The organism is Rathayibacter tritici, assembly GCF_001641005.1.
Taxonomy (GTDB): Bacteria; Actinomycetota; Actinomycetes; order Actinomycetales; family Microbacteriaceae; genus Rathayibacter; species Rathayibacter tritici.
Window position 1 is genome coordinate 106,613 of record NZ_CP015515.1, and the last position, 26,420, is coordinate 133,032.

The following is a 26,420-nucleotide window of genomic DNA, read 5'->3' on the forward strand; positions in this document are numbered from 1 at the left end:
GCCCGGGAACAGACGGTCACGACTCACCCGACCGGTGCCGACTCGAGCACGGCGAACGCGTTGACACCACCAATGCCAGCAGACATCACACCGGCGCGCCTGGGACGATCGTCCCATGGCCGCGTCGTCGGCAGGAGCTCGAAGCGTGTGCCGCCATCGGCAAGAGTCTGGATCATTTCTTCGGTGTTCGGCGTAGCGTAGAGACGCCCGCGCGACAAGCTGAGCGAGACCTTTATGACTGCCGCCAGGCCTGCAGCGGTGTCGGTGTGACCGGTCGTAGCCTTGATTGATCCGAACGCCAACGGCCCCCCCGCTGCGCCAAGCGCCTCGATCAGAGCCGTCGCTTCGATCCGGTCGTTTACCGGAATACCGACGCCGTGGGCCTCAATCAACCCAAGATCGCTGCCGTCGACACGGGCGTTCAAGAGCCCACGCTGAACGACGTCCACCTTTCCGTCGATCGACGGAATGACGTATCCCGGTTTGCGCCGGCCGTCGTTGTTCACGGAAACCCCTTTGATGACCGAGTAGATCGGATCGCCGTCGCGAACGGCATCCTCAAGCCGCCGTAGAAGGATCGCTCCGGCTCCGTCCCCAGGCACGGTCCCGTCGGCTCGTACGTCAAATGGTCGGCAGAATCCTGTTGGTGAGTAGATCGTTTTCGATGATGCCTCGTACTCGCCATCCGTACCGTCGATGATCGAGATGGCGCCCACGAGTGCGTACGAACTCTTCCGGAGCGTCAATGAGGCAGCGGCGAGGTCGACCCCGACGAGGCCAGTCGCGCAGGTCGCGTCGATCATAATGCTCTCCCCCCGCAGATCATGTAAGTAGGAGAAGAAGCTCGCCGCGAAGGTTGGGTCGTAAGCGTAGACGTCCGCGAAGTTCGACCTCGGGATGTCTCTGGTTCGGGCGTAGCCCGCGTAGACGGACGTCGTGTGCCCGATGTCCTCGAGCCTGAGTCCTGCGTCTCTTACAGCCGACCGGAGGACTTCGAAAAGTATTCCGTGTCGGAAGTCAAGATTTGGCGGAATCGGAGTTTCGATCCCAGCAAGGTCGTACTGACGATCGCGCATGGTCCCCCACGCGGCGACGGTCCTGGAATCGGCTCCTGTATTCGTCCAAAGTGGAGACCCCCGAGTAATGAGGTCACGGCCCGATTCCAAAGCAGATTCTAGGTTACTGAGGTCGCTGGCCGTGGCGTAACGCCCAGCCATCCCAATAATCGCGAGATCAGTCTGACGGTCAGTCATTGATCAGTTCCTCCCAGTATTTCGTGTCATGAGGTTGCCGTTCAGATGCAATAACCCTCAAATCAGGGCGTCCATGAAAGGCCACCGCGCCCGTGTGTGCTGAATCCACAAAAATATCGACAGTTGTGATAGCGTCGAATGCTTCGGGCCCGCGCACGGGAAACGTTCGTCCGGGCTTGTTTGGGCCGGTGCTGACCGTGTAGTTGGGCATCCCTTGAAGTCCTTCGCCGGTTAGTTTCACGACGGCCTCCTTGCGCACCCACCAGGGTAAAGGTGACCCGCCACAATCGTATTCCTGAGCCAACGCCTCTGACTCAAATATGGTCTGCGCTGCGGTGAGGGATTCAGGCGAGACCTCCCGACGCTCCTCGATGTCGAGCCCCACGTCACCGCTGTCACTCCAGGCAAACCCAGCGACGCTTCCGGAGTGGGAAATCGAGCATCCGCGAATCCCCCGAAGTGGCCGTGGCCTTCCATGCGGTTCTCCGCACCGCTCACACCGTCGATCGAGCACGGGTTGGTTGGGTGCCTCCCCGAGGATCGCCCCGACGACGAGGTGCGCCAAGCCGGCGGCCACAACGAAACGGCCCCGGTCCTCTTCACGGTGGAAGCGATCGGCACGCGTTCGTTCGACGTCATCGAGCAGCCACTGCCAATCCGAGGTGTCCGGATGAACTCTCGCCCAGATCACTTGCACGCGACCAGCAATTCTGACCTGTGGCGCGATCTCAGAACGGGCGTACATCGTGCATTCTCCGCAAAATTTCGGCTGCCGCGGCGGCTTGAACACAGTCTGCCAGGAAGAGGTGCTTGCCGTCGAATGTGTGCACGCTGCCCTGCAGACCCTCCGGAGCAAGTCCGATCCAGTCAGCGGTCGAACGAGTTCGGATCGTGGAGTCGTGCCGACCCCGCCACACGTCGATCGGAATGCTGACCTTCGTTGCGACCGGTTGATGCGCCACCACGGAGGCGAGGTCTGCAAGAAGAAGGGCTCGGTCGGCAGCTCCATGGGGATTCCCTACGGTGGGAAGCGCTGCGAATGACGCCAGCTCGTCGTTCGCCCGCTCGGCAATGCACTGCGGCGAGTTTGCGGACGCAACGATCAGCCGTTCCGGTCGCCTGCCGTCTGCTTCGAGGATCTGTACCGCGCGATAGGCAATGAGCGCACCCATACTGACACCGAGAAGCACTGTTGCTTCTGCGTCATCGACGGATTCCGCCACGTAAAGCGCGGCGCGCTCTATAGTGCCGAAGTGCGGTTGACGGCCTCGCCGTCCGCGCCCGGGAAGATCCAAAGCACCTACGCGTACGTCCGTACCGAGCGCGCGTTGGAGCGGGAGGAACGCTCGGGCTGAGCCACCTGCATGGTGGACTGCGATGATCACTTGACCCATAGATTATCGCCCAAGACCTCGGTCGTGACTTCGGACGGCCGCTCGACCGCTCGCAAGCGTCTGCCAATTGCTCGCCGTACGTCCACCGGATCAATCGTGTCGTCTCTAAGCCAGAGGTGCATACGGAGACCGATTGGCTCACCGTCCGAGGTCCGCGCGGTGACGGTGGCGCGTGCCACACCAAGGACGGACTCCGCAATTGATCGCACGTCCGAAAGTAAGATCTTTTCGCCTCCGATGACGACTATGTCGGACCGCCGCCCGATGACCGAAAAGTATCCATCCTCATCCTGCCGGACTACATCGCCTGTGAGCAACCTGCGGTGTCCCTTTGCATCGATAGACGTAGGGTCGAAGCGACCAAGGTAACTGGTCGCCACGGTGTCCGAAGTGACAGTGAGGACGGATTCGCCTTGAATCGCATCAACGCCGAGAGTCGTGTTGTCCAACGGGATGCCGATCGACGCCCAACGCTGTTCCGACTCCGCATGCGCCGAGAGCGTTGCCACGCGAGGACCTGCCTCCGTCAATCCGTAGGTGAGGAAAACTTGCGGGATGCGCTGTCTGCGCAGGAGTGATCGGGTCACATCCGGAGGGCAGCTCTGCCCCCCAACTGACAGGACGCGTAGCCTCTCGAGGGACCGCCGGTCCGTATTTACAAGGGCCGCAGCCATCCTCGGAGTCACCGCTGAGACGTTTGCTCCGCAGGCCCGGAGGTCCCCGACAAAAGCGGCTGGCGAGAAAATCTCATGACTTAGGGTTACCGGTACACCGAGCGCCAGCGGCGCGATAATCTGCGCGACTAGCCCGAACGAATAATACACCGGCAGCACGGCGAGGATCTGATCGCTCGTTGTGAGACCCAAAGATGATGTGTGTCGTCGCGCGTTGCGTTCCAGTTGCTCAAGGGAATGAAGGACTCCTGTCGACACTCCCGAAGTCCCCGATGTGAGCATCAGTGTGCTGCCAGGAACGAAGCGACGTGCTGGTCGCTCAAAGCGTTCCAGCCGGATACTAGGTCCCCCCGGGCGGTGTTCGGAAGGGGGTGCAATCCGGACAGTGCCCATCAGGTGAAGATGCTTGTTGATGACGGACAGCCTGTCGGCTGTGGTGATTGGCGAGACGAGGCAAGGGATGAGACCGAGGGCCACGGAGCTGAGGAAGAGTCTGACGGCGAGCACGGGGTTCGGTGCAGATATGAAAATTCCTGAGCCCTTTGCCACTCCGAGTGCGGCTAACTCTTCGCAACAGTCCGCGAACGTCGGGGCGTTGGACCGAGCCGATCGGAGCAAAAGGTCAGTGCGTTCGCCAAGCATCTCCGCGACTGAGACGGATGCGTCTCTTGGCGCGCTCACTCGTAGTTCCCGAGCACTGTGACATCGACGCGGTGTTCAACGTCGTCGGTCCAGGAGTGCACGCAGATTATAACGCGCTGGACTTTGCCCGTCGACAACCAGAGATTGGTGTAGAACGCAGCGGCGGGTTCCGCCGCGGGCCACCGCATCAGAAGGACGACCGCGGGGCCTATGGTTTGGAAGACGTCGGCGACGGCGCCTGCCATCGTGCTCGGACTAGTCTCGGCAAATCGACGTGGGCTGACTGCAGCCCCCTGTGAGTGGAGTTGCTGCTGTTCCTCCCGCAGGGGGTTCTCTCCGATGATGATGAGACCGACATTACCAGGCGCTCGATGCCGTGGATCCAGTTCGTTCACGGCGGCGAGGACCGCATTCGTCGCCGCCGACCCGTATCGTCCGAGACCGGGCACGCGGCGTCCATCGGGCGTCGTCCGCCTCACCGATTCCAAGACTATGTATGTCATAGGTCACCGGTCGACTTGAAGACGGTACACGCGTGGAACCCTCCAAATCCGAGTGACAGGTTGATTCCGGCACCCGACCATAACGCCGTGTTCCCTGCTGCCGACACGGGAAGCCGCAGTTCGTCCATCTCTGCGGCTAAGGGGAGCGGCGGCGCGTATCGATGGCGCAGGGCTGTGAGGGTGAGGACAGCTTCGATGAGGGCAGTCGCGCCGAGCGCATGGCCGAGATTCGCCTTCGTCGCCGACACGAGCGGGCGCTGCGCTGCACCCGAGAACACGCTCGAGAGGCCTCGAGCCTCAGCTAAGTCGTTCGCGATGGTCGACGTGGCATGGGCGTTGACGTGACTGATGTCTTCTGGAGTGACCCCCGCGTCGGTGAGGGCAGCCCTCACAACGCGCGCAACAGTGGCTCCGTCTGGAGCGATTCCGGTCAGCCCGCCCCCGACATTCATTGATGCACCACCAAGTACGTGACCGAGTGTCGCCATGTCACGTTGTGGTCGCCTGGCGGGTGACTGCAGCACCACAGCTGCCGCGCCCTCACTCAGCACCATACCGTCACGGTCCTTTCTGAACGGTCTGGGGCCGCACGAGGAGAGCGTCCCGAGAGCTCGATGGCCGTTCCACTTCGCTCGTGTTGCCACGTCCGCGGCGATCACGACTACACGATCGGCAGCGCCGCTCCGGACTAAGGAAGTTCCGAGGAGTAAAGCGTCGTTGCCTGTTGAGCAGGCTGTAGAGAGCAGGGCGAACGGCTCAATACCTCCAGCTGCCTCGCCGACCCGCCGGCCCCACGCGCTCAGGTTCACGCGACCGCGGTCATCCTCTCCTCCTAAACTCGTTCCTAGGATCAGGAGATCGGCGCCAGGGTTGAAGTCGGACGGTAAGACCCTCGCGAGGACACGGCATGCCAGCCGTTCGAGGCGGGTTTCCGGCGGGAGGGCGGAGTCGACCTGCGGACACGTCCCCATCTCAAGGGAGGGTGCCGTGTCATCCAGCGCATCGATTATGGTTCTCCTGCTGACGAGCGCGCCCCAGACCTCCTCGAGGTCAGATCCGAGCGGTGTCTCGACTTCCGCTGCGGTGATGAGGGCTGCAGGTTCGGTCACGTCTTCACGACTTCATCGACGGACCCGCTGCGATCCACTGCGATGGGGATCATTCGCGCTGTCTTTAGGGTCAAGATAGCTGCCAGCATACTCGCACCAATCATGACCGCGATCATCCCGAGGCCGTCCCATGCCGTTAGAAGTGCGCCGGCGATTATGGGAGCGATAACCGAGCTGGTCGAGACGCAGATCGAAAGCAACGCGTTCGCGCGTCCTCGCGCATCACTCAAGACCAGTTCGTTCACCAGGGTGTTGGTGATTGGAACGGCAAGCGTTTCACCGATCGCGAGCAGCACCGTGGCGAGGACAGCCATCGCCAGTGCTGGCCCTGTCCCTACAAACGGCGTCGCGGCCACGACGGTCCATGCCATGAGCGAAGCGACAGCACCGGCTGTCAACAGGCGGGAGCGCCGAACAACTCTCAAGTGGGGCACCACGAGGAACTGGACGACGACAGCCGCAGCGATGTTGAGCGCGAACGCCACCGAGAACCCCAACGGGCTGAGCCCTGCGTGTGCAGTAAGGAACGCGGGGAGACCTGACCGAATCTGGCCGACGGATACGATCAACAGGATCACCAGTGTCAGGTATAGGGCAGTCAGCCTCGCGTCCAGCAAAACCGAACGGTACGATGGCCTGTCCGCGTTGCTGGTGTTCTTCACACGATGCGGTTCATGGCCCCGGATGAGCACGAAGACGGCGACTCCGGTAAGCACAAACGTAACCGCGTCGCTGAGATACAACAGTGAGTACCGGTCAATCGCATCGCCAAAGGGCAGGGTAGTGACAAAACCTCCGACGAGCACCCCGAGCCCGGCCATCGCGTTGAACACCCCAAAATCCACCTGGAACACAAGCGCGCGCTCTTTGGGCGTGCGTGCCGTGGAGGCATACATGACTCGCAAGGACGCCCCGACACCACTTACACCGAGGCCGTAGACCACGCCCGCGACGACGGCAGTCGTGGAACTCGAAGAGACCGCGAACAGCGCACTTCCGAGCGCGGCGACCAGCATCACTACGAGGAGCACGGCACGGCGGGGCAACACATCAAGGAGCGCACCCCAGACCAGCCCCCCGAGCACCGCGGTCATTGCTTGCACAGCGAGCACGGTCGCGGGTACCCACTCGCTGAAGCCTCGGACCTCCGTCAGGTACAGCCAGAGGAACGGAAGCACCAAACCAGCGCCCAAGCTATTGACCGCGTTGGTCACCAGCAGCACCTTCAAGGTATCAGGCAAGTCTCGCACACGCGAAGTCTCGCACACGCGAGCGCGCCACAATCGTCATCCGTGTCCTCCTCGCGGCTCTGTGGCGAGGCTAGCGGAAGACGTGAACCGAGACGACGAGGCGCGGGATGCGCAGTAGCATCGACAGCGTGACGACGAATCTCGATATGGTTGCTGCCGCGTTCGCACGAGAACTGTCTTGTGACGAGGTGCCCGTGGACGTTTCGTTCTTCGACCTCGGCGGAGACTCGATGTCTGCGATGAGGACCATGCGTCACCTCGGAGAGTTGGTCGGGCGCCGTCTCCCGACTCGCTTGCTCTTCGAGAACCAGACTGCGCGGGAGCTGGCCACAGCGCTGCGGACCTGATACGCCCAACAGGGGTGGACGGAAGGACAGGCAAGACGGGGCAGTGATGTCTTTTCGCGGTGAAATGATTGGTCGTGTAGCGTGCCGCCGTACGTTGCGCAGTCACTGGCGCGGAACCAACGCTGCAACGCGTGAGGCACGAGAACCCCATGGCTCATGGGCAGTGGTCAGGTAGCTCCACTCTGCCGAGTAGCATTCGTCCTCTTGTGCAGCCAGATCAACCGACGTCAAAGAGCGTTATTCATAAGTGTTTACCAGCCGAGTCGGTAAAGTTCGAGGCGGGTGACGGTGCGAATGAGGTTGGGAAGTTCTGTAAGACGTCCGCGATAGCCGGTCTTGAGGATTTTCCAGTTCTTCCAGTGCGCGATGCATCTTTCGACCGCCGAACGGATGGAGGAGATGTATCGGTTGGCTGTACGTGTGTTGTCATCATGTTGTCCGTGGTGAAATTTTTTCCGGGGAGTGACTGCGGTGGTTCCGACGTACGCTGGGTCCGCTATCCACTCGGCATTATCGAGAATCGGTTCCCATCCACACAGGCTGATGGTCGCTCGGTCGTGCCGAGCGCCGGGGGTCGGATCGGACACGCAGAGCAAGTTACCGTTCACGTCCGAGGCAACTTGCACGTTCAGCCCTTGACGGTGTCGCTTCCCGGAGTAGTTCGCTCTCCCCGTCACGGCGCGGTTCCCGGTGGGAACATCGGTGCCGTCGACCAGGACCACTCGGCCCTGGATAGCCGTCTTTAAACACACCCCCGACAAACAGCAGGCCTGCTCGATCAGCGGGACGATCCGCCGATATGCGCGAGAAATCGTGGGCTGCGACACACCGAACATATCCGCGATAGTCGCTTGGTTCACGTTCTGCCGCAATAAGATCAAAGTCATAACGACCTGCTCGCGAATGTTCAGCAGCACCGGGCGTCCCGAAATCTCACCCCTCCCCGCGACAATCTGCCATATCCGACAGATCAGCTCCGTCAATTGCTCCGCATCCAGGCCTGTAGTAGAGTCGTACCGCATCGGCTTCCCGTTCCGAAAATAGCGAGCTTTGGAACTTCTATTCTCCCGAATGGGAAGCCGATGCCTCGGAGCGACACGCCCGAATCAGACCTTATGAATAACGCTCAAAGGACTCTAAGAGCGTTATTCATAAGGTCTGTTTCGCGCGTGTCGCTGTGAAGACATCGGCTTCTCGCGGGAGAGAATGGAAGTTCCTACACGCCATTCTTGAAGCGAGAAGTCGATGCGCTATGACTCTACTACAGGTTTGACCTCTGGGCAGGTGACGGAGTTGGTGGCTCGGATATTCCAGGTCCTGTCCGGGCGTCCATCGTTGCCTGGCCGCCCCGCGCTTCTCAACCTGCGGGAGCAGGTCATCCTGACTTTGCTGCTGTTGCGACAGAACCTGAACCAAGCCGCCGTCGCGGACCTGCACGGCGTCTCCCAAGCCACCGTCTCGCGGATCTACCGGCGCATCGTTCCGCTGATCGAGCAAGCCTGTTGCTTCTCAGGGATTTCCCTGGAAGAAGCTGTCCGAGGCCGTGTCGTCCTGGTCGATGGGACAGACGTTCCCACCGGGAACCGCGCGAAAACGGGTCGGTCGAATTACTCCGGGAAGCGGCACCGACAAGGCCTCAATGTGCAGATCGCCGCAGATCTGGACGGCGGCCTCCTCGCCGCGTCAGACCCTGTCGCCGGCGCCCGTCATGGTCGTGTCGCTCTCGCGCTCTGCGGCTGGGAGCCGATCCTCGATGACACGGACTGGATCGCCGACCCGGGCTACATCGGCACCACCGCGACCACTCCCCGCAAACGACCCCACGGCACCACCCTCGACGACAACACCAAGAAATCGAACCGGGAAATCTCCAGAACCCGATCCGCAGTCGAGACGTGCATCGCCCACTTCAAGAACTGGAAAATCATCGCCACCGGCTACCGCGGACGCCTCAGCGAACTCCCCGCCATCATCCGCACCATCACAAAACTCGAACTCTACCGACTCGGCTGGTAAACAACCTTATGAATAACGCTCTAACTAGATCTTCGCCACGAAAAAGTACGTCGTCCGGCGGCTGATCAGCCCATCCTCAAACTCGAAGAAGTCCGAGAACCTCGCATCGAGGGGCTCCCCTGAGTGCGAACGACCTTTAAAGTGACCGCGCACCGCGACTCGATCGTCCTGGTGGATGACTTCCTCGATCCAGTGCCCGCCGGCTTGGATCACGCGCCTCCCGTCGTAAAACCGCGCGATCGATGAACGTCCTACGAGCGGTTCGTACCCGGGACGCTCGTAGACCGCCTCTAAGGAGAATAAGGACGGCACGGCTCCAGGATCGTCGTCGACCGTGCGGTAGTAGGTCTGTACCAGGTCGGTTGCGGGCTTCGGCATGTCGTCCTGCTGTCTCAGCTCGACAGCAGCGCTGCCGTGAAGCGTTGACCGATTAGCTCGAGCATCGACATATCGTACACCATAGTAGAGCCCTGGACTGTGAGTGTCGCGCCGCCATGTGTGTGTGGCGTCACGTCCACGATTAGGTCGACCGCTATCTCGGGCGTCTGTGGGCGGCTGAACCGCGCCTCAAGTGCTCCGAACCTATCTGTCGCCCGGGCTGGCTCCTGCAGCACGAAAATCGAGGAGTACAACGGGTTTGCGGTGCTCCTCGAGATGCCGACCGCGTTGACGATCGACGATGCCGGCACATCGGCGAACGCCTTGGCTTCGGCGAACTCTTTAGCGATCGAGTGGAGCTGTTCGTCCCCAGCTTCGACATCACGAGGATGTCTGACGATCGCCATGGCGATGGCACACTCGATCATATTCAGCTCACTCGAGAACCGCCGCGTCGATACAGGGACGCCACTCGTTCCCGTGTCATCTACTCCGATGGAGAGATAGTAAGTCTGCAGGTAGACCGCGATGGGCTCCACGCCGGTGTGGTGCGCTCGCTCGTGAACAGCACGCACTGCAACCTCCGGGATCGCAATTTTGTGACAGCGTGTCGGTGGAAATTTCATTAGTCCTACCGCCCGAGAACGTTCGTCTCGATGCGGATCACGGACGTGCGCCAAGCGAGCCGCCGCGTTATCGAGGCGCTCGGCGACCGCGAGTCGCCGCTGTTCAAGCGCGCGCCTGCGATGGACATCAACGACTGTCCCCCATGTGGTCCCGAAGTGGGCGTGTTGGCCCTGCAATAGTGCCGAGTACGCACGCGCAAAATCCCTGCGGAGGATGTCTTCCGACCAGCCGTCGAAGATCACGTGATGAATTACGATCCCGAACGAGAACCGCCCGCCTCGATTGTCGTAGACCACATGCCAGTTCTCGCCATCCTCGACTTCCAGCTGATACGCGAAGAGCGCGTCTTCGAGTGTGCCGTGCTGGACAGCTGTCAGCAGGGGGCGGCTGTTCGTCTCACCTGGTCGCACGACTTCGAGACTCCACCGCGCTCTGAGAAGGGGATGTGCTGTCTGGACCGCCTTAGCTGCTTCGAGGAGCACATCTAGGTCGAGAGCTTCCTCGCAGTCGAATCGTAGGGCGCATAGCGCGGTCACATCGTGTTCATCGAATGCCTGAGCCAGCACGAAACCTCGGAGCGTATCGTCGATCTCTGCGGATCCGAGATCGACGCGGTCTCTTTCAAGCGGCTGGTTTGGAACAGAGGAAACCATGTCCCGGATCGCAGCGACGGTCGAAGTCGGCGTCAATTGTCGTGCGTCGAAGGAGGGTAGGTTGCGGCCGAGGTCCATACCGATCCGCAGGGCGTCCAACGACGACACGCCGAGCTCAAAGAGGGTCCCTGACGAGTCAGCCAGGATGCCGTATCGCGCAAGTACCGAGGCCACCAGGTCCCCAGTTGCTGCCGAGTCCGAGGGTCTGCGTGCGAGGCGCTCCATCTCGAGCTCGTCAAACTTCCCGGTCCGGGTGGTGGGAAACGCCTGGACGCGCTCGATCCGGCGCGGTGAAATCACCGACTCTCGTGCAAACCAATCGAGCAAATCCGCCGCGTGTTCCTCGTTTGCCCGGTAGTACATTGCGAAACCTGTGGCCACCCCGTCATCGTCACGGACCGCGACCGCTCGGGCTTCGAGCAGGGGGAACGCCGCGCAGACGCCGCGCTCTAACGCGGAGACGTCGATTCGCATCCCCCGGATCTTCAACTGGCGATCAATCCGACCTGCTAGGTACAGGCGGCCATCTCGGATGTAGCCGAGATCACCGGTGTGCAGGACGCGTTTGTCCGCTTCCCCATTACTCCCTGGTCGAATGCTGAACGGGTGGTCGTAGGGGCGCCCGAGGTACCCCAGACCAACGCGGTCCCCGAGCACTACGACTTCCCCCACTTGCCCTTCCTCGCAGGGTTCCCCCGCCGGGGACTCCACGATGACTTCGGCACCTCCAACCGGTACGCCGACGGAGACACCCTCCGAGCCGACGAGATCCTCGGCGACGATGTGCTGGGCTGTGACGAAGACTGTCGCTTCCGCTGGACCGTAGCCGTTAGTGAGACGAACATCCGGCACGTGGGTTAAGAACGCTCGCATGTGACGTTCGGAGGCCTTCTCCCCTCCGGTGAGCAGATGTCGAAGTCCCGCGAAACACAGCGGGTCCTGGTCTACAAGCAGGTTGAAGACCGAAGCGGTTAGCCAGAGATGAGTCAGCCCGAGCTCGACGTAACGGCGCACGTCTTCGGGGGTGAGGACCGCGCCGTGATCGGCGAGGAGGACTGCTCCACCCCTCGTCAGCATGCTCCACAGTTCCAGCGTGAGCCCGTCCCACTGCATCGGTGCCGCCTGCAGCATCATCGTTCCGGGACCGAAGTCAGCGAGACGGCGGTCTGAGAAGAGCGTTACGCTGGCACCATGGGTGCTGATCGTGCCCTTGGGCTCCCCTGTCGAGCCGCCGGTGAAGAAGATCGTGCTCGGCTCGGCCGGGCTAAGCGTGGGTACATCGCGCGATGTTGAGTTTGGAGATGTCCCGAGTGCGAGGCGCAGAAGGAGCGCTTTGTCGACGACGACACGCGGGGCGAGCTTCGCGAGCGCGGCCGCGCGTTGTTCCTTTGAGTGCGACGGGAGCACCGTGTAGACCGCCCCGCATGACAAAATTCCGAGCAGCAATGCGACGAACGGCTCGGAGCGTGGCAGGTCGTCGATTGCGACGACGTCGCCACCGCCAACGGCCAGGCTAGCTAGATTTCTGGCGATCTGATCCGCGGTGGCAGCGACGGTCCGGTAGCTCGACGTACGGCCGCTTGAGACTACGCACGGAGCGTCGGGGTGCTTCCTCGCCCACGTGGCGAAAGCACCATGGATGTTCAGCGCGTCGTCAGCGCCGCTGGAAAGGGACACGGTCAGTCATACTAACAGGCGCGCCGGCAGGTCGTTGGGTGGCAAGATTATGGCGTGGACTACGAATCACCGAGACTCATCCTGCATCCCTTCACCCCGTCCGAGGCCGCGCGGGTCATGGCAGGAGAACCTGCTGGCAACGAGGCATGGGCGCCTGACTACCCGTTTGCGGACGAAATTGATCCGCTGAGGAGCTTGGCTGCGCAGACGGGAGAAGTCGAGCATCCGTTTGCGATGTACGCGATTCGCATCCGAGAGACCAATACTGCGATCGGCGGTCTTGGTTTCTTCGGGCCGCCGAAGGATGGCACGGTCGAGGTTGGGTACGGGCTAGTGCCGTCTGCTCGCGGCCGTGGGTACGCGACCGAGGCCCTTCGCCGAGCTGTCGAGATCGCTCGAAAAGCCGGAGCGGGGCGGATTGTCGCCGATACGAGCGTGGAGAACCTCCCGTCGCAGAACGTGATGTCCAAGGTCGGCTTCATTGAGACTGATCGGTCGGAGACCCTCGTCTACTACTCGCTCGACCTCTGACGGTTGAACGCGTTTATTCAAGGGCTGACAGAACTCGGGTGCGAGTGAGCTGCGAGTAGATGCTCTGCGCGGAGATCGTGATGCTCATCCGCCTCGGCGAGGATCCGACTACGTCCATGAAGCCGCCACCGACTATGAAAAAGTCGTCCTCCGGGGTGCCGCCCGCTATGCGTCTCTGTCTGGCATGATCCCGAGGACCATCGAGGTCTGGCGTACTGCTGCCAGGGCGAGAGTGTCGGATGGCGGAGGTGCCGGAGGGGAATCGGGGGTATCGGGGGTATCGGGGCAGTCCTCTCAGATGCCTAACCTGCCTGGTCAACTTTTCTTGTTCTTCGGCACAGCCTCGGGACGCTCCTTGCGGCCACAGTCATCACGAACCGCGACTGGCCGGTCGCGGTGGCGCTCCAGGCGGGACGCCAGCGTACGAGGTTGATCCAGACGATGCGGACGCCTTGATGCGGCTTCTCCACGCTGGCGGAGGGACTCCCGGTAAACTGGCTCATCGTAATTGAGGGTGTAGTCGGGGTCTGAAGCCGCCAGTTTCGAGCAGGCTGCGGGCGATGTAGTTGGTGAGGTTGCGGAAGCCGAGGGCGGACCCTCGGAGGTGTTCGAGGCGGCCGTTGATCGCTTCGGTGGGGCCGTTCGATGTGCCGGGGCGGTCGAAGTAAGCGAGGATGTCGGCGGCGCGGGCGTTCATCGTGCGGCCGAGGGTGACCAGCTCTTTCAGGGCTCGTGGGACCTTGCCGCTGATCGAGTCGATCAGCGCTTGCATCGCCGTCTTCCCGGCGGTCCGATCCGGGTCGCGGTAGGCGGCGATCATGCGTTGATAGATGCCCCAGGTCGCCTCGACCTCGACGTGCTCGTCGACCGCGAACACCGTCTTGAGGCGGGCGTGTTGCTTGTCCGTGAGGAGGTCGGCGCCGGTGTGCAGGGTCCGGCGTGCCGAGTAGAGCGGGTCTCTGGAACGGCCGCGGTGCCCCGTCGACTGTTGTTGGACGCGTTGCCGGCAGCGGTCCAGGGCGTCGCCGGCGAGGCGGATGACGTGGAACGGGTCCATCACCGGAACCGCGTCGGGCAGTTCTTCCGCGGTCGCGGTCTTGAACCCGGTGAACCCGTCCATCGCGACGACCTCGACCCTCGCCCGCCAGGTGTCGGGTCGGTCGGCGAGCCACTGCTTGAACACGGCCTTCGAGCGCCCCTCGACCATGTCCAACAGCCTGGCAGGCCCAGTTTTCGCGCGGATCGGAGTGAGATCGATGATCACCGTGACGTACTTGTCTCCGCGGCGCGTGTGGCGCCAGACGTGCTCGTCGACACCGATCGTGGTCACGCCCTCGAACCGGGTCGGGTCATCGATCAGGACCCGTTTCCCCTCGGCGAGAACAGCCGCGTTCGCGGTATGCCACGACACCCCGAGGCCGGCCGCGACACGGGCGACGGTGAGGTGCCCAACGACGAGGCCTTCCAGCGCCCACCGCACGCCGCGGCGGGAGAGCTTCGCCCGCGGCTGCGCGGCCTTCGTGATGTCTTGTCGCCAGATCCGGCCGCAGCCCGTGCATGCGTAGCGGCGCACCCGGACCAACAGGGTCGTGGGTCGCCAACCGAACGGTTCGTGCGCGAGACGCCGCGTCACCGTGTCCCGAGGCACGCCCTCCGCACCACACTTCACGCACCACGGATCAGGGTCAACAACCCGACATTCCAGCACCGCCCGATCGGGCGCAAGATGCTGCCCGACAACACGAAGGCCGAGCTCGTCCAGGCGGCAGAAGGTCGTGAGATCAGGGTCGTCGAAGGTAGCGTGAGACACGTCGAGGTCTTTCTGATGGCTGGCGTAGGAACCTCCATCATCGGAAGACCTCGACCCCACTCCCGGCCACGACGCGCCGACCCCACACTCGTACGGCTACACCCTCAACTGCGAAGAGCCGGTAAACTCCTCGGGATCCTGCCGATCTTCGGCCAGGCGCAAGGCTGGCCGCCCCGCTCCCGGCAGGCATCAAAGCAGACGTGACGGCACTCACCACGCGGGATGACAACCTTTCCCACCCCTCGGAGCGGGCGTTAGATTGGCGTTAACGCGTCGGCGGGTCGCGTGCAGGTGGAGTTCATCGACGGAGTGCGCCTCGCCGTATCGCAGTCGAGGAGCCTTCTGCGTGTGGCCGCGATGTTGTGGGGGGCGCAGCTTGTTCGACCCCCATGCGCACGGCGATCGCCGTGGGACTGTATCCACAATTTGACCCGATCAAGACAGCGAAAGACGGGAAGAACGCCCTATGTCCACCATCGTGTACCTGCCCTACGCAGGAGCCGGCGCCTCCGCGTTCCGCGCATGGAGCGCACTGAGCGCTGGCCGCGCTGATAGCTTCGCCGTGCAGCTCCCGGGACGCGAGGAGCGCTTCATCGACGAGCCGCTTCGCGACGTCGCGGCCGCCGCAGTGGACGCCGTGGCGCAGATCCGCCGCGCGGTCCCAAGCGGGACGGCGATCGTCATATTCGGTCACAGCCTCGGAGCCGTGCTCGCGTTCGAGGTCGCGAGGCGGCTTGAGGAGGACGGAGAACTTCAAGTGAAGGGGCTCGTCGTCAGCGGTTCGCCGGGACCGTGGAACGGTAGGTCCGCACGCGCCAGCGATCTGGACGATGATGCGTTCTTGCGGGAAGTCCAGCGATTTGCTGGCTACGAGCATCCCGCCCTCGCGATGCCGGAACTCCGGGAGATCCTCCTCCCCATGCTGCGTGCCGACGTTCAGATGCATGAGGACTACCTACCAGATGACCGTCGCCCGATCCGGGCTCCGATCCTCACACTCCGGGGCACTGACGATGAACTCGTGGATTCGGCGCAGATGGAGCAGTGGGCAGAGGCCACCACCGGTGGTCTGCGATCGGTCGAGATTAGCGGACCGCATATGTATTTGGTCGAGGAGCCCCGCCGCGTCGTCGATGCGATTGTGGGCAAGGTCCTCACGCCGGACGTCGCATGACCGCGCTTATTGGCAAGGTCGCAATGATCACCGGAGCCGCGCGCGGTGTGGGACGGGCGACCGCGGTCCGCTTCGCCGAGCAGGGCGCGGACGTCGTCCTCGTGGATGTCGCGCGGGACATCGAGGGCGTGCCCTACGCCCTTGGTACGCGGAGCCAGCTCGACGAGACTGAGCGATTGTGCCGGAAATCTGGAGCGGGCGTCCTCGTCCGGGTCGCCGATGTGAGGGACAGCGAGGCCGTAAACGAGGCGGTCGCCGCGGGTATCGGCCGTTTCGGTGCGATCGATGCGCTCGTGAACTGCGCGGGGATCGCCTCGCCCTCCGGCCGTATCGTGCACGAGATCTCCGACGCCGAGTGGGACCTCATGATCGACATTGACCTCACGGGTGCCTTCCGCGCGGTGCGCGCGGTGGGTGCTCATATGGCCGCTCGTCGCTCTGGGAGCATCGTTAACGTCTCCTCTACGGCCGGGATGGTGGGGTACCGCAACTTCTCCGGTTACGTCTCGGCCAAGCATGGTCTGGTGGGTTTCTCCAAGGCCGCTGCGCTCGACTACGCGCCCTTCAAGGTGCGGGTCAACGCGCTGTGCCCGGGCTCCGTTAGGGATGACGCCCTGGTCGAGGGCGCCATGCTCGTCGAAATCGCCCGCCAGCTGGATGTCCCCACTTCGGAGCACGAGCAGATCTTCGTGCAATCGCAACCCATGAACGCCCTCATCGAGCCGAGTGACGTCGCGGAGGCAGCTGTGTGGCTCGCTTCGGATGCCTCACGAAATGTGACCGGCACCTCCCTCACCGTCGACGGCGGCTTCACCGCTCGTTGAAGCACCTCGCCTACTGTGCCTCGATGTCGACTGCCCACCTTCGAAAGGACAACTGTGTCTCGAACCCTCGTCACCCCTGGTCGGATTCTCCGACCTGTCGTAGACGGTGTGGCGCACGCCGTGGTCGTTCCGCTGCTCGACGCCGTCCCGCCCGAAGACGGACGAATGGTGTGGCATGAGGTGTGTGCGGCTCCACGGGGCTCCGCGGAAGCGGCGCGTGTCGTTGCCGCGGAGGTTCGCCGGCCCTTGGCCCCGGGGAGCATTCTGCGTCTCGTGGTGTTGCGGTACGCGGGCGGCGAAGCCGATCTCGTGGCCGTCTCTAATCGCTCGGCCACGAGCAGCAAGGCTCTGCTCTCCCTTGCGCAGGGTGTCGCGGTGGGCGAGGCGCCTCTTCTCGAGAGCGAGGTCGCCGTCGATATGCCCCCCGCCACATCGCGCCGACTTGCACCGCCGGCAGGCGACGTGGTGCAGCCCTTTGCGGAGGTCCCCATATGCCCCGCCAGTCGCGACCACCTCCTCCACGTTGAGCTGCCCGGCTCTGCCGAGGACGCTACTGTTCACGTCGTCGCAGCCTTGGCGCTCGTACTCAGCAGGATCGGGCGCACCACCCAGCCCCTGCTGGCCGTGCACGGCCCCGAGGGCGCCGAGAGCGAGTGGACCGTTCTCTCCGCCCTCCTCGTGGATGACTCGCTCACGGTCTCCGGCTTTCTCAACCAAGTCCGGGAGGCACTGGTCCAGCCGGATCGGCACCTCGCTGACATCGCCGACCTGGACGGGTGGGTCAGCGCTGGCGTGTTTGCCACAGCCACGCATGGCCGAGATGAGCGGGTGCTCCCCGCCGTGGACGCGCCGTTCCCGCTCACCCTCCTCCCGACCGTCCGGGACGGGCAGGTGGTGCTGCTTGCGCTGGCCCGAGCGGAGGCGGCGGACGAAGCAGATCTACGGGCGCGGCTCGCGCTGATCGAGCGCGTATACGGCCAGCTGCGTGACGCAACGGACGCCACGGTGCTTGATGACATCTCCTTGACTTCGGTTCCGGTCGTGAGGCCATTGCACGACGGGCTCGCAAAGGCCGCCTCTTCAGCGGGGAAGGAGCATCGCCGCCTCGACCGATCGTTCGCCGATGTCGCCGCAGCGAGAGGAGATGAGCCTGCCATCACGGACGGCATCCGAATCCTTAGCTATCGACAACTCGACGCGATGGCGAGCGCACTTGCGGCCGGACTTCGAGCGCGCGGCGTGCGCCCTGGCGAGCTAATCGGCCTTTCGCTCGAGCGGGACGTCATGCTCGTTGCTCTGATGATCGGCATATGCCGGGCTGGCGCTACCTACGTTCCCATGGACCCTGCCTATCCCGAGGAGCGTCTTCACGACATGGTCGAAGATGCCCGCCTCCGTGTAGTTGTGAGCGCGGGAAATTTCCCACCCATGGACGGAGTGCTTATCCTCGACCCTGAATCCCTCGCCTCCTCGAGCGGCTCACGCGCATTGACAGTCAGCGAGAATGCCCTTCCTGAGGCCGGAACGGACGCTGCCTACGTTATCTACACCTCGGGTTCGACGGGACGGTCGAAAGGCGTGGTGGTCGGCCACGAATCCGTCCTCGCCCTGGTCGAAGCCACGAGGAAGGACCTCGCGCTGGGACACGAGGACACGTGGACCCTATTTCACTCAACCGCGTTCGACTTCGCCGTGTGGGAGATCTGGGGAGCCCTCCTCACCGGGGCGCGCCTGGTCGTCGTTCCGTACTGGGTTACCCGGGACCCGTCCGAGTTCTGGTCGCTCCTCGCGCGCGAACAGGTGACCGTGCTCAACCAGACGCCTTCCGCCTTCCGTCAGCTCGTCGAGGCGGATGCCGTATGTGAGGAGCGCCTGGCGCTCCGACTCGTCATCTTTGGCGGCGAGCCCCTTGACGCCCGCCGGCTCCTTGGGTGGATGGACAGGTACCCCGAGCGCGAGTGCCGCCTCGTGAACATGTTCGGCATCACGGAGACGACCGTCCACGTCACAGCCCGCACGGTCACGCGCGGCGACGCGTTGCGCGGGAGCAGATCCGTCGGGCGCCCGCTTCCCGGTTGGACGACGTCCACAAGGGACGCGAGACTGCGGCTGCTCCCCGCGGGCGTGCCCGGCGAGATCGTGGTCGGCGGCGTAGGCGTTGCTCACGGCTATCTCGGACGCGACGAGCTCACGGCAGAACGGTTTGTCACGGATCCGCTGACCGGGGAGCGGCTCTACCGCAGCGGGGACCTCGGGATGCTTCGCAGTGACGGGGAGCTGGAACACCTGGGTCGCATCGACTCCCAGGTCAAACTGCGAGGCTTCCGCATCGAGCTCGGCGAGATCGCGGCTCTCCTAGAGAGAGCGCCGGACGTGACTGAAGCCGTAGTCGTCGTCGGGGGAGACGTTCAGAGCGACCCCGCAAATGCCCGCTTGGATGCCTACGTTGTCGGTGTCGTTCCCGATGTTGTCGCGTTACGAGAGCTGTGCGGACGGCGGTTGCCGGCGCACATGGTGCCGTCTACGTTCACCGTGCTCGACGGTCTCCCCCTGACCACCAACGGCAAGCTGGACGTCACCGCGCTCCCCGCTCCAATCCTGGGTGCGGTCCGGGTGACCGCGGGTGCTGATGCGCCGACGGGGGCGGCTCCCGAGGTGGCGGCTCCCCAGAAGAAAGCGTCGGGCAAGATTGACTTGGTTGAGCAGCTGCAGGCAATCTGGGCAAGCCTCCTTGGCGTACCTGTACAACCTGCGGACAACTTCTTCGAACTCGGGGGCAACTCCCTCCTCGCGGTCCGCTTAGGTTCCGTGATGCGGGATCAAGGGCTCCCTCCACTGAGCATCCGTACTCTGTACCTGCACGCCACTCCCTCCGCGCTCGCGGGCGCGCTCGCGGATGAAGTGTCATCAGCGGGTTGAACCGTGTCGGCGACGTGCGCTGGGACGACCTGATGACGCGTCCGCGCGCGGGATAACTCCCCTGACGATGCGCGCATCTAGTCCCTCGTGCTCGCGCATGCAGGCACCGGACCGACCGCGTCGCTGAAGCGGTGAGATGATCACGAGCAGCGCTGCACAAAACGTCTAGTTGAGGTGCCCCTTTCTTTCTGGACCACCGCGGAATTGGTAGGATTACCGCGATGACCGAAAGGAAGGCCCGGGTTGTCCAGTTCCCGTGGGAAGTATTCTCGGGAGTTCCGTGCGGAGGCAGTGCGCGAGGTGATTGATAGGTCGCGATCCGTCGCGGACGTCGCTCGAGAGCTCGGACTGGTTCCGCAGACCCTCACTAATTGGGTGGCGGCGCATCGCCGAACCCGTGCTGGCGGCGAAGAAGAACTGACTGTTCAGGACAGGGCGCGAATAAAGGAACTCGAACGGCGGGTCCGCGAACTCGAAGAGGAAAACCTGTTTCTGGGAAAAGCATCCGCGTTCTTCGCGAAGAAGTTCCGCTAGCCGACAAGCTCGAACTCATTCGCCGCGAAGAACGCGACCCCAGCCGCACGCTATCGATCCGCGGACTGTGCCAGACGGTCGGCGTCAATCGATCTCGCTATGACGAACGGCGCGATCGCAAGACCTCCGCAACCGCTGAACGGCGTGTGGGTATCACCGAACTCATCCGAACAGCCTTTCAGGCCTCCGATGGCACCTACGGCTACCGCCGCATCACCGCGCAGCTGGCGCGGTGGGGCCGTCCAGTCGCCCACGAGACCGTCCGCCGGCTCATGCGCGCAGCAGGACTGGAACCCTGCCAGCCCAAGCCCTGGCGGCCGGTGACCACGACCCCAGGCGATCCGACTGACATCCCCGACCTCGTCAAGCGGGACTTCACCGCAAACCGACCCGGCTGCAAATGGGTCGGTGATATCACCTATATCCGCACCTGGGAAGGATGGGTCTACCTCGCGACCGTCCTCGACTGCTATTCAAAGAAGGTCGTCGGGTACGCCCTCGCCGACCACATGCGTACCGAACTCGTCAGCGAAGCTCTCGAAATGGCGGCAAGGAACCAGCCGAACCGGGCCGCGAAAACGATCTTCCACAGCGACCGCGGCTCCGTTTACACCTCCGCCGACTTCGGGAAACTCGCGAAGAAGCTCGACATCAGACAATCGATGGGCCGGACGGGAGTCTGCTGGGACAACGCGTGGGCCGAATCATTCAACGGAACACTGAAGAACGAGCGCTGCAATCGCATCCAATGAGGCTTATGCAAAATCCCGGTAGGGCTTCACAAAAGCCCTGGTCAGGGGCTTGTTCGCTGGATGTGCGAGGGGATTTTGCATAAGCCCCAATATCCGACAAGAGAGAAAGCGATCCGCGACGTGACACGATACATCGAACTGCGTTACAATCAACAACGACTTCACTCGGGATTCGACTATCGGACCCCGAACGAAGCCGAGCAGGCATGGATAACCGAGAACCTCTCCGCGTAGACAACTATTCAACTGGTCCAGGAAACTTTGGGCAGCTCTGTTGGCGCGGCCGACGGAGTAGGTGTCCTGGGCCGTGAGGTTGATGACACTTCGGGTCTTGTGACATGGGGAGGCCTCCTGGCTTGACGGAGCTGTTTAGTGGAAGGCTATTCGGATGTGCCATGCATCTTCCGCGAGGAGGTCAAGCGGGACAGCTGTCGAGCCACCGGACAGCGCAGGATTCTGCTCTCGGGACGCCCGCGGGCTCGAGCCGGACCGGTGAAGGGCAGCTTCAGCTTCTTCCCGTCCGCCTGCACGGCGGCGGTCAAGCGACGTGGCGGCTGCGGCCGGCCTCTTGTGACCTCGCCCGAGCTGGCCGAGGACTATCGCGTACGCCTGCGCTCCCTCATCTAGGCGACGAAGCTCCTTTGCGCGCGGAGCCGCCACACGACGGATGGAGTTTGCCCGGCTGACCGGGCTCAGCAGCGGTGCGAGTCGCCCAGCGCCGCTTTCCGGTCCGAGGTCTCACAGCGGACCGCCCTGCGATCTGAGCACTTGAGTGAGGGCGATTCCTCCTTGCGCGCTGGCGTAGGCGGCGTAGGTGTCGAGGACGATCGCGACGCTATTGCGTTCCAGCCGTCGTTCTCGCGTATCGATCGGCCCGAAGACCTTCATCGCGTCCTCGAGGTCCTTGATTGCCGTACCCAGGAGCCAAATCCGGACCGGCCCATACAGAGGGCGATATTCGAGGATCGTCTCGTGGTTCTCCTGGATGTAGTGAAGGGACCATCGTCCTGGCGCATCAGGGCCATCGTCGAGGTCTCGATGCCAGTCGTACCCGAAGTCGGCACCAGCGACAACCGGGAGGGTCCACGCTCGGGCCTGACGGCGCGGGTCCTCCGCGATGAACTCGTCAAGAGTGTCGTAGACGATGCACCAGCGCGGTGAGACATCGCGTTCAGCCTGGACCCGTTCCTGTTCGCGCCAGAACTCAGCTTCCTGCCGGAACTCAGCTTCCTGCTGATCGACCTTGATCGTGTCGGCCGCGGCGAGCATGTCAGCAATCCACGCGGTGACCTGTTCGATCTCCCCGTCGAGCACGCGTAGGACCTGCTGACGCCTCGCTGACAGGGTGTGTTAGGCCATGAGCTCGCCCTCGAGAAGGCGAACTCGATGCGCGGAGGGGAGGCGGTGATCGCCCATCAAGCCAATGAAACGGACGAGGACGTTGCGATCGGCGCGGGCTTCCCGCCGGTTCTGCAGGGCGTGGGAATGATCTCCTGCGGCCTCTGAAGAGCGATCGGTGAGATCGGCGATGGAGGCTTCATCGTTCTCCAAAGCTGCCTCGATCTGATCGCGTTCTTCGCTCAGGTCCTGGAGGTACGTCGGGTAGGCGACATGCTCGGGTGACTCGAGATCGGGTTCGAGGCCTTCAACGCCGGTGAAGGCGCGCAGCTGCTCGACGGCTGCCGCGTACCCGTCCTTCTCGCCCTGCCGACGTGCTCTGTGTACATCGTCTGCGGTGGCCATGAGGTTCCCTTTCGTCGCGTGATCTTGTGCGCTCACGAACATGACTACTCGCATCAGCCGGGAAGAAACCCGCAGATGGTGGACCTGCCGCTGTCCTGCGGGCTCAACCGTAGGCCGGGAGTGCAGAGCCGGGCGGATGGTCGGGGAGAGTTCCGCGCTCGCGGGCTCGGATCGGCACGGCCGCAGACGATGGATCGACGCCGCGGAGCTAGGGGCCGTGCGGCTCAGACCGCCGCGAGCCAGGTCAGCTGCGAGTTCGGCTCCACGATCAGCGGGCCCAGCCGTTCGTTGAACACGGCTCCGTAGTCGGCCGAGATGTGCGCCTGGAACGCCTCCTCGTCGCGGTAGACCTCGTACACGAAGAACCGTGCCGGGTCGTCCTCTCGGCGGTAGGGCACGAACTCGACGTTGCCCGGCTCCTGCCGGACCAGAACGGCGAGGTCGGCGATCATGCCGGCGACCGTTTCCTCGTTGCCGGGCAGCGCGGTGAACTCGGCGACGAGGATCCGTGCGCTCATGCGGTCGCCGCCCCGGTCATGATCGCGACCGCGTCGGTCATCGAGTGCGACTGCGGCGTGATCGTCGCCGCCTTCTTGCCGAGGCGCTGGATGTGGATCCGGTCGGCCACGTCGAAGACCTGCGGCATGTTGTGGCTGATCAGGATGACGGGGATGCCGCGGTCGCGCAGGTTGCGCACCAGCTGCAGCACCTGGTTCGATTCGCGCACGCCGAGGGCGGCGGTCGGCTCGTCGAGGACGACGACCTTGGAGCCGAAGGCGGCGGCGCGGGCGACGGCGACGGCCTGGCGCTGTCCTCCGGAGAGGTTCTCGACCGGGACCGTCACGTCCTGCAGCGTCGAGATGCCCAGCTCGGTCAGCTCGGCGCGGGCCTCCTTGCGCATGCCTGCCGTGTCGAGCATCCGGAACACGGAGCCGAGGATCCCCTTCTTGCGCTTCTCGCGGCCGAGGTAGAGGTTCGAGGCGACGTCCAGGGCGGGCGAGACGGCAAGGTTCTGGTAAACCGTCTCGATGCCGGCGCCGCGGGCGTCCTGCGGACGCTTGAACGAGACGGGCTGACCGTCGAGGAAGAGTTCGCCCTCGTCGGGGATTTCGGCGCCGGTGAGGCACTTGATCAGCGTGGACTTGCCGGCGCCGTTGTCGCCGATGATCGCCAGGACCTCGCCGGGGTAGAGCTCGAGGCTGACGCCGTCGAGTCCGACCACTCGGCCGAAGGTCTTCACGAGGCGCTTGGCCTGCAGGACGGGGGTGCGGGCGGCGGCGGGAGCAGTGCCCGCGGCGTCGATGAGGGTCACTTGCGAACCTTCCGGATCCACTGGTCGACCGAGACGGCGACGATGATGAGGACGCCGACAGCGAGCGTCTGGTAGAGGACGTCGAGTCCGGCGAGCGAGAGCCCGTTACGGAAAACGCCGACGATGAGGGCGCCCAGGAGAGTGCCCCAGACCGTGCCGCGACCGCCGAAGAGGCTGGTGCCGCCGATGACCACGGCGGTGATCGAGTCGAGGTTGAGGTCGGCTCCAGCGTTAGGGCTGGCCGCGTTGGTGCGGCCGATCTGGATCCACGCGCCGATAGCGAGGATCGCCCCGGCGGCGAGGTAGACGCTCATCAGCACGCGGTTCACGCTGATTCCGGCGAGGCGGGCGGCCTCCTTGTCATCGCCGACCGCATAGACATGGCGGCCCCAGGCGGTCTTCCCGAGGATGAACGCGACGACGATGTAGAGGGCGAGCATCAGCAGTACGCCGTAGCTGACCCGAACGCCGAGGATGTCGAAGGTGCCGCCGGTAGAGGGCAGCAGCGCCGGCATGTCGGTGCCGCGGACCGTCGATCCGCTCGAGTACACCAGCGTCAACGCGACGAAGATGTTGAGCGTGCCGAGGGTGACGATGAACGGAGGGAGCCGGAGCCGGGTCACGAGCATGCCGTTGAAGGCGCCGGCCACGAGGCCCACGACCAGGCCGAGCAGCAGCGCGACGATCGCGGGGAGGCCGTTCGCGGTCGCGGTCTGCGCGATGACCATCGATGTGAGGACCATCACGGCACCCACCGAGAGGTCGATGCCGGCGGTGAGGATGATCAGGGTCTGCGCGACGGCGAGGGTGCCGACCACCGCGACCTGCTGAGTGATCAGCGAGAGGTTGGAGGGGTCGAGGAAGCGGTCGTTCAGCACTCCGAAGACGATGATCGCCAGGACGAGGACGACGGCGGGGCTGACGGCGGGGTAGCGGTGCAGGACCCCGCGGACGCGGTCGAGCGGCGTGCGTCGGTCGAGGAACTCGCTGGCGAGATCCAGGGCCGAGGTCGGCGGATTCGGGTCGGTGGTCTTCTGAGCCACGATGGCCTTTCTGAGGTCGCTGGGAACGGAGGAGGGGGGCGGAGCGCCGGGGGCGCCCCGCCCGTGACGGGCTAGTCGCCCCAGCAGATTCCGGACGCGTCGTCGGAGCTGATGCTGTCGAGGCCGTCGACGGGGGTGTCGGTGACGAGGGCCGAGCCGGTGTCGAAGAAGTCGAGCCCGGCGCTGGTGCTGGGCTTGGTGCCGTCCTCCGCGAGCTGCGCGATGGCCTCGACTCCCAGCTGCGCCATCTTCACCGGGTACTGCTGCGCGGTGGCGCCGATCAGGCCGTCCTTGACGTTCTTCACGCCGGCGCAACCACCGTCGATCGAGACCAGCAGGACGTCCTTCTCCTTGCCCGCGGCCTGGAGGGCCTGGTACGCGCCGTAGGCGGCGGGCTCATTGATCGTGTAGACGACGTTGATGTCGGGGTTCTTGGAGAGCAGGGTCTCCATCGCGGTGCGCCCACCGTCCTCGGCGCCCTGAGTGGCTTCGTTGCCGACGAGCTCGTAGTCACCGCCGCTGTAGCTGCCGGTCTTCGCCTCGTCGCCGTTGGTCGCCTTATCGGCGACGTCGATCCCCATACCGGTGAGGAAGCCCTGGTCGCGGTTGTAGTCGACCGAGACGACCTTGTCGTCGAAGAGGTCGAGCATCGCGATGGTCGCCTTCTTGCCGTCGAGCTGCGCGGCGGTCCACTTGCCGATGGACTCGCCGGCGGTGAAGTTGTCGGTGGCGAAGGTGATGTCGACCGCGTCGGCCGGGTCGGGGGCGGTGTCGAGGGCGATCACGAAGAGGCCGGCGTCGCGCGCCTTTTGGATCGCATCGACGACGGAGGGGCCGTTCGGGGTGATCAGGATGCCCTTGTCGCCCTTGGAGATGGCGTTCTCGATGGCCTGGATCTGGGTGTCCTCGTCGCCGTCCTCCTTGCCTGCGGCGAGCGTGAGGCTGACTCCGGCCGAGGTCGCGGCCGCCTTGGCGCCGTCCTCCATCGCGACGAAGAAGGGGTTGGAGGTGGTCTTCACGATGAGGGTGACGCCGGCGCCGTCGCTGCTTCCGGCGGGCGAGTCGCCCCCGGAGGAGCTGGAGCAGGCGGTCATGCCCAGGGCCGCGAGGATCGCGACGGAGCCGAGGCCGATGTACCGGGTGAGGCGAGGGGAACGGTTCGTCATTGAAAGTCCTGTTCATAGGGCGGGAGCAGCCTCCCGACAACGATGTCAGAAGTAGGTCTATCGGGTTCGCGACGCTAAGGTCAAGCGAT

Annotated in this window: 23 protein-coding genes and 1 pseudogene; 7 read left to right on the forward strand and 17 right to left on the reverse strand. The window is 63.9% G+C overall.

What is annotated here, in order from left to right; all coding sequences use genetic code 11:
* Positions 1-23: 23 nt before the first annotated feature.
* The 7 genes from A6122_RS00505 to A6122_RS00520 are packed head-to-tail and all read right to left on the reverse strand — an operon-like array spanning position 24 to position 6,798.
* Positions 24-1,253, reverse strand: coding sequence for a beta-ketoacyl [acyl carrier protein] synthase domain-containing protein (locus tag A6122_RS00505; protein WP_084415704.1), 1,230 nt, complete (start codon positions 1,251-1,253; stop codon positions 24-26).
* Positions 1,246-1,998 (reverse strand): 4'-phosphopantetheinyl transferase family protein, encoded by a 753-nt coding sequence (locus A6122_RS16245; RefSeq protein ID WP_146085112.1) that lies wholly within the window; start codon positions 1,996-1,998, stop codon positions 1,246-1,248. Before A6122_RS16245 ends, A6122_RS00505 begins: the two co-directional genes overlap by 8 nt.
* On the reverse strand, positions 1,982-2,647 hold the full coding sequence (locus tag A6122_RS15360; RefSeq protein ID WP_084415705.1) for a thioesterase II family protein: 666 nt from the start codon (positions 2,645-2,647) through the stop codon (positions 1,982-1,984). The genes A6122_RS16245 and A6122_RS15360 overlap by 17 nt, the downstream gene beginning before the upstream one ends.
* Complete coding sequence (locus A6122_RS15365) at positions 2,635-3,963, reverse strand: class I adenylate-forming enzyme family protein (RefSeq protein WP_084415706.1); 1,329 nt, start codon at positions 3,961-3,963, stop codon at positions 2,635-2,637. The genes A6122_RS15360 and A6122_RS15365 overlap by 13 nt, the downstream gene beginning before the upstream one ends.
* A gap of 35 nt (positions 3,964-3,998) precedes the next feature.
* Complete coding sequence (locus A6122_RS16250; protein ID WP_146085111.1) at positions 3,999-4,412, reverse strand: hypothetical protein; 414 nt, start codon at positions 4,410-4,412, stop codon at positions 3,999-4,001.
* 50 nt (positions 4,413-4,462) lie between these two features.
* Positions 4,463-5,575, reverse strand: a complete 1,113-nt coding sequence (locus A6122_RS15370) for a beta-ketoacyl synthase N-terminal-like domain-containing protein (protein WP_084415707.1) — start codon at positions 5,573-5,575, stop codon at positions 4,463-4,465.
* Complete coding sequence (locus A6122_RS00520; RefSeq protein WP_237358299.1) at positions 5,572-6,798, reverse strand: MFS transporter; 1,227 nt, start codon at positions 6,796-6,798, stop codon at positions 5,572-5,574. Before A6122_RS00520 ends, A6122_RS15370 begins: the two co-directional genes overlap by 4 nt.
* 173 nt (positions 6,799-6,971) lie before the next feature.
* Here A6122_RS00520 and A6122_RS17625 point away from each other — a divergent pair, with 173 nt between their 5' ends.
* On the forward strand, positions 6,972-7,172 hold the full coding sequence (locus A6122_RS17625; protein WP_418320027.1) for a phosphopantetheine-binding protein: 201 nt from the start codon (positions 6,972-6,974) through the stop codon (positions 7,170-7,172).
* A 251-nt stretch (positions 7,173-7,423) separates the two neighbouring features.
* On the opposite strand, the gene A6122_RS15375 is transcribed toward A6122_RS17625, so the two are convergent.
* Positions 7,424-8,194, reverse strand: a complete 771-nt coding sequence (locus tag A6122_RS15375) for a transposase family protein (protein WP_084415709.1) — start codon at positions 8,192-8,194, stop codon at positions 7,424-7,426.
* A gap of 223 nt (positions 8,195-8,417) precedes the next feature.
* On the opposite strand from A6122_RS15375, the gene A6122_RS15380 reads away from it, so the two are divergent.
* Entirely contained in the window at positions 8,418-9,188 is a 771-nt protein-coding gene (locus tag A6122_RS15380; RefSeq protein WP_084415710.1) for a transposase family protein, read from the forward strand.
* Between the two features lie 24 nt (positions 9,189-9,212).
* Here the strand turns inward: A6122_RS15380 and A6122_RS00535 are convergent, their stop codons facing one another.
* Complete coding sequence (locus tag A6122_RS00535; protein ID WP_068250277.1) at positions 9,213-9,566, reverse strand: nuclear transport factor 2 family protein; 354 nt, start codon at positions 9,564-9,566, stop codon at positions 9,213-9,215.
* Positions 9,567-9,580: 14 nt separating this feature from the next.
* A complete protein-coding gene (locus A6122_RS00540) occupies positions 9,581-12,523 on the reverse strand; it encodes an AMP-binding protein (RefSeq protein WP_068250280.1) in 2,943 nt (980 codons plus the stop codon).
* 54 nt (positions 12,524-12,577) lie between these two features.
* Here A6122_RS00540 and A6122_RS00545 point away from each other — a divergent pair, with 54 nt between their 5' ends.
* Positions 12,578-13,054: a GNAT family N-acetyltransferase gene (locus A6122_RS00545; protein ID WP_068250283.1), complete on the forward strand. Its 477-nt coding sequence runs from the start codon at positions 12,578-12,580 to the stop codon at positions 13,052-13,054.
* Between the two features lie 499 nt (positions 13,055-13,553).
* On the opposite strand, the gene A6122_RS00550 is transcribed toward A6122_RS00545, so the two are convergent.
* Positions 13,554-14,864, reverse strand: coding sequence for an ISL3 family transposase (locus A6122_RS00550; RefSeq protein ID WP_068250249.1), 1,311 nt, complete (start codon positions 14,862-14,864; stop codon positions 13,554-13,556).
* A 466-nt stretch (positions 14,865-15,330) separates the two neighbouring features.
* Here A6122_RS00550 and A6122_RS00555 point away from each other — a divergent pair, with 466 nt between their 5' ends.
* The 4 genes and pseudogenes from A6122_RS00555 (at position 15,331) to A6122_RS00570 (ending at position 21,301) form a co-directional block, all read left to right on the forward strand.
* Positions 15,331-16,038, forward strand: a complete 708-nt coding sequence (locus tag A6122_RS00555; protein ID WP_068250287.1) for a thioesterase II family protein — start codon at positions 15,331-15,333, stop codon at positions 16,036-16,038.
* Positions 16,035-16,862, forward strand: a complete 828-nt coding sequence (locus A6122_RS00560) for an SDR family oxidoreductase (RefSeq protein WP_068250290.1) — start codon at positions 16,035-16,037, stop codon at positions 16,860-16,862. The genes A6122_RS00555 and A6122_RS00560 overlap by 4 nt, the downstream gene beginning before the upstream one ends.
* A gap of 120 nt (positions 16,863-16,982) precedes the next feature.
* Positions 16,983-19,781: a non-ribosomal peptide synthetase gene (locus A6122_RS00565; protein ID WP_146085030.1), complete on the forward strand. Its 2,799-nt coding sequence runs from the start codon at positions 16,983-16,985 to the stop codon at positions 19,779-19,781.
* A gap of 243 nt (positions 19,782-20,024) precedes the next feature.
* Positions 20,025-21,301 (forward strand): annotated as a pseudogene (locus tag A6122_RS00570) (IS3 family transposase).
* Between the two features lie 504 nt (positions 21,302-21,805).
* On the opposite strand, the gene A6122_RS00575 reads toward A6122_RS00570, so the two are convergent.
* From A6122_RS00575 to A6122_RS00600, 6 genes are all read right to left on the reverse strand, one after another.
* Positions 21,806-22,381: a hypothetical protein gene (locus tag A6122_RS00575; RefSeq protein WP_068250295.1), complete on the reverse strand. Its 576-nt coding sequence runs from the start codon at positions 22,379-22,381 to the stop codon at positions 21,806-21,808.
* A gap of 36 nt (positions 22,382-22,417) precedes the next feature.
* Positions 22,418-22,810 (reverse strand): hypothetical protein, encoded by a 393-nt coding sequence (locus A6122_RS00580; protein ID WP_068250298.1) that lies wholly within the window; start codon positions 22,808-22,810, stop codon positions 22,418-22,420.
* A gap of 224 nt (positions 22,811-23,034) precedes the next feature.
* Entirely contained in the window at positions 23,035-23,328 is a 294-nt protein-coding gene (locus A6122_RS00585) for a putative quinol monooxygenase (protein ID WP_068250301.1), read from the reverse strand.
* Positions 23,325-24,122, reverse strand: coding sequence for an ATP-binding cassette domain-containing protein (locus A6122_RS00590; RefSeq protein ID WP_068250304.1), 798 nt, complete (start codon positions 24,120-24,122; stop codon positions 23,325-23,327). The genes A6122_RS00585 and A6122_RS00590 overlap by 4 nt, the downstream gene beginning before the upstream one ends.
* Positions 24,119-25,165 carry an ABC transporter permease gene (locus A6122_RS00595; RefSeq protein WP_068250306.1) on the reverse strand — a complete coding sequence of 349 codons (1,047 nt, stop codon included), beginning with the start codon at positions 25,163-25,165 and terminating at the stop codon, positions 24,119-24,121. The genes A6122_RS00590 and A6122_RS00595 overlap by 4 nt, the downstream gene beginning before the upstream one ends.
* A 71-nt stretch (positions 25,166-25,236) precedes the next feature.
* On the reverse strand, positions 25,237-26,331 hold the full coding sequence (locus A6122_RS00600; RefSeq protein WP_068250309.1) for a substrate-binding domain-containing protein: 1,095 nt from the start codon (positions 26,329-26,331) through the stop codon (positions 25,237-25,239).
* Positions 26,332-26,420: the final 89 nt, after the last annotated feature.

Bases quoted from the DNA above. Each gene is read 5' to 3' on its own strand.
- A6122_RS00555 (WP_068250287.1), top strand. From the start codon at position 15,331: ATGTCCACCATCGTGTACCTGCCCTACGCAGGAGCCGGCGCCTCCGCG.
- A6122_RS17625 (WP_418320027.1), top strand. From the start codon at position 6,972: ATGGTTGCTGCCGCGTTCGCACGAGAACTGTCTTGTGACGAGGTGCCC.
- A6122_RS00505 (WP_084415704.1), bottom strand. From the start codon at position 1,253: ATGACTGACCGTCAGACTGATCTCGCGATTATTGGGATGGCTGGGCGT.
- A6122_RS00580 (WP_068250298.1), bottom strand. From the start codon at position 22,810: ATGGCCACCGCAGACGATGTACACAGAGCACGTCGGCAGGGCGAGAAG.
- A6122_RS15360 (WP_084415705.1), bottom strand. From the start codon at position 2,647: ATGGGTCAAGTGATCATCGCAGTCCACCATGCAGGTGGCTCAGCCCGA.
- A6122_RS16245 (WP_146085112.1), bottom strand. From the start codon at position 1,998: ATGTACGCCCGTTCTGAGATCGCGCCACAGGTCAGAATTGCTGGTCGC.
- A6122_RS15365 (WP_084415706.1), bottom strand. From the start codon at position 3,963: ATGCTTGGCGAACGCACTGACCTTTTGCTCCGATCGGCTCGGTCCAAC.
- A6122_RS15380 (WP_084415710.1), top strand. From the start codon at position 8,418: ATGCGCTATGACTCTACTACAGGTTTGACCTCTGGGCAGGTGACGGAG.
- A6122_RS00535 (WP_068250277.1), bottom strand. From the start codon at position 9,566: ATGCCGAAGCCCGCAACCGACCTGGTACAGACCTACTACCGCACGGTC.
- A6122_RS00560 (WP_068250290.1), top strand. From the start codon at position 16,035: ATGACCGCGCTTATTGGCAAGGTCGCAATGATCACCGGAGCCGCGCGC.
- A6122_RS15375 (WP_084415709.1), bottom strand. From the start codon at position 8,194: ATGCGGTACGACTCTACTACAGGCCTGGATGCGGAGCAATTGACGGAG.
- A6122_RS00600 (WP_068250309.1), bottom strand. From the start codon at position 26,331: ATGACGAACCGTTCCCCTCGCCTCACCCGGTACATCGGCCTCGGCTCC.
- A6122_RS00585 (WP_068250301.1), bottom strand. From the start codon at position 23,328: ATGAGCGCACGGATCCTCGTCGCCGAGTTCACCGCGCTGCCCGGCAAC.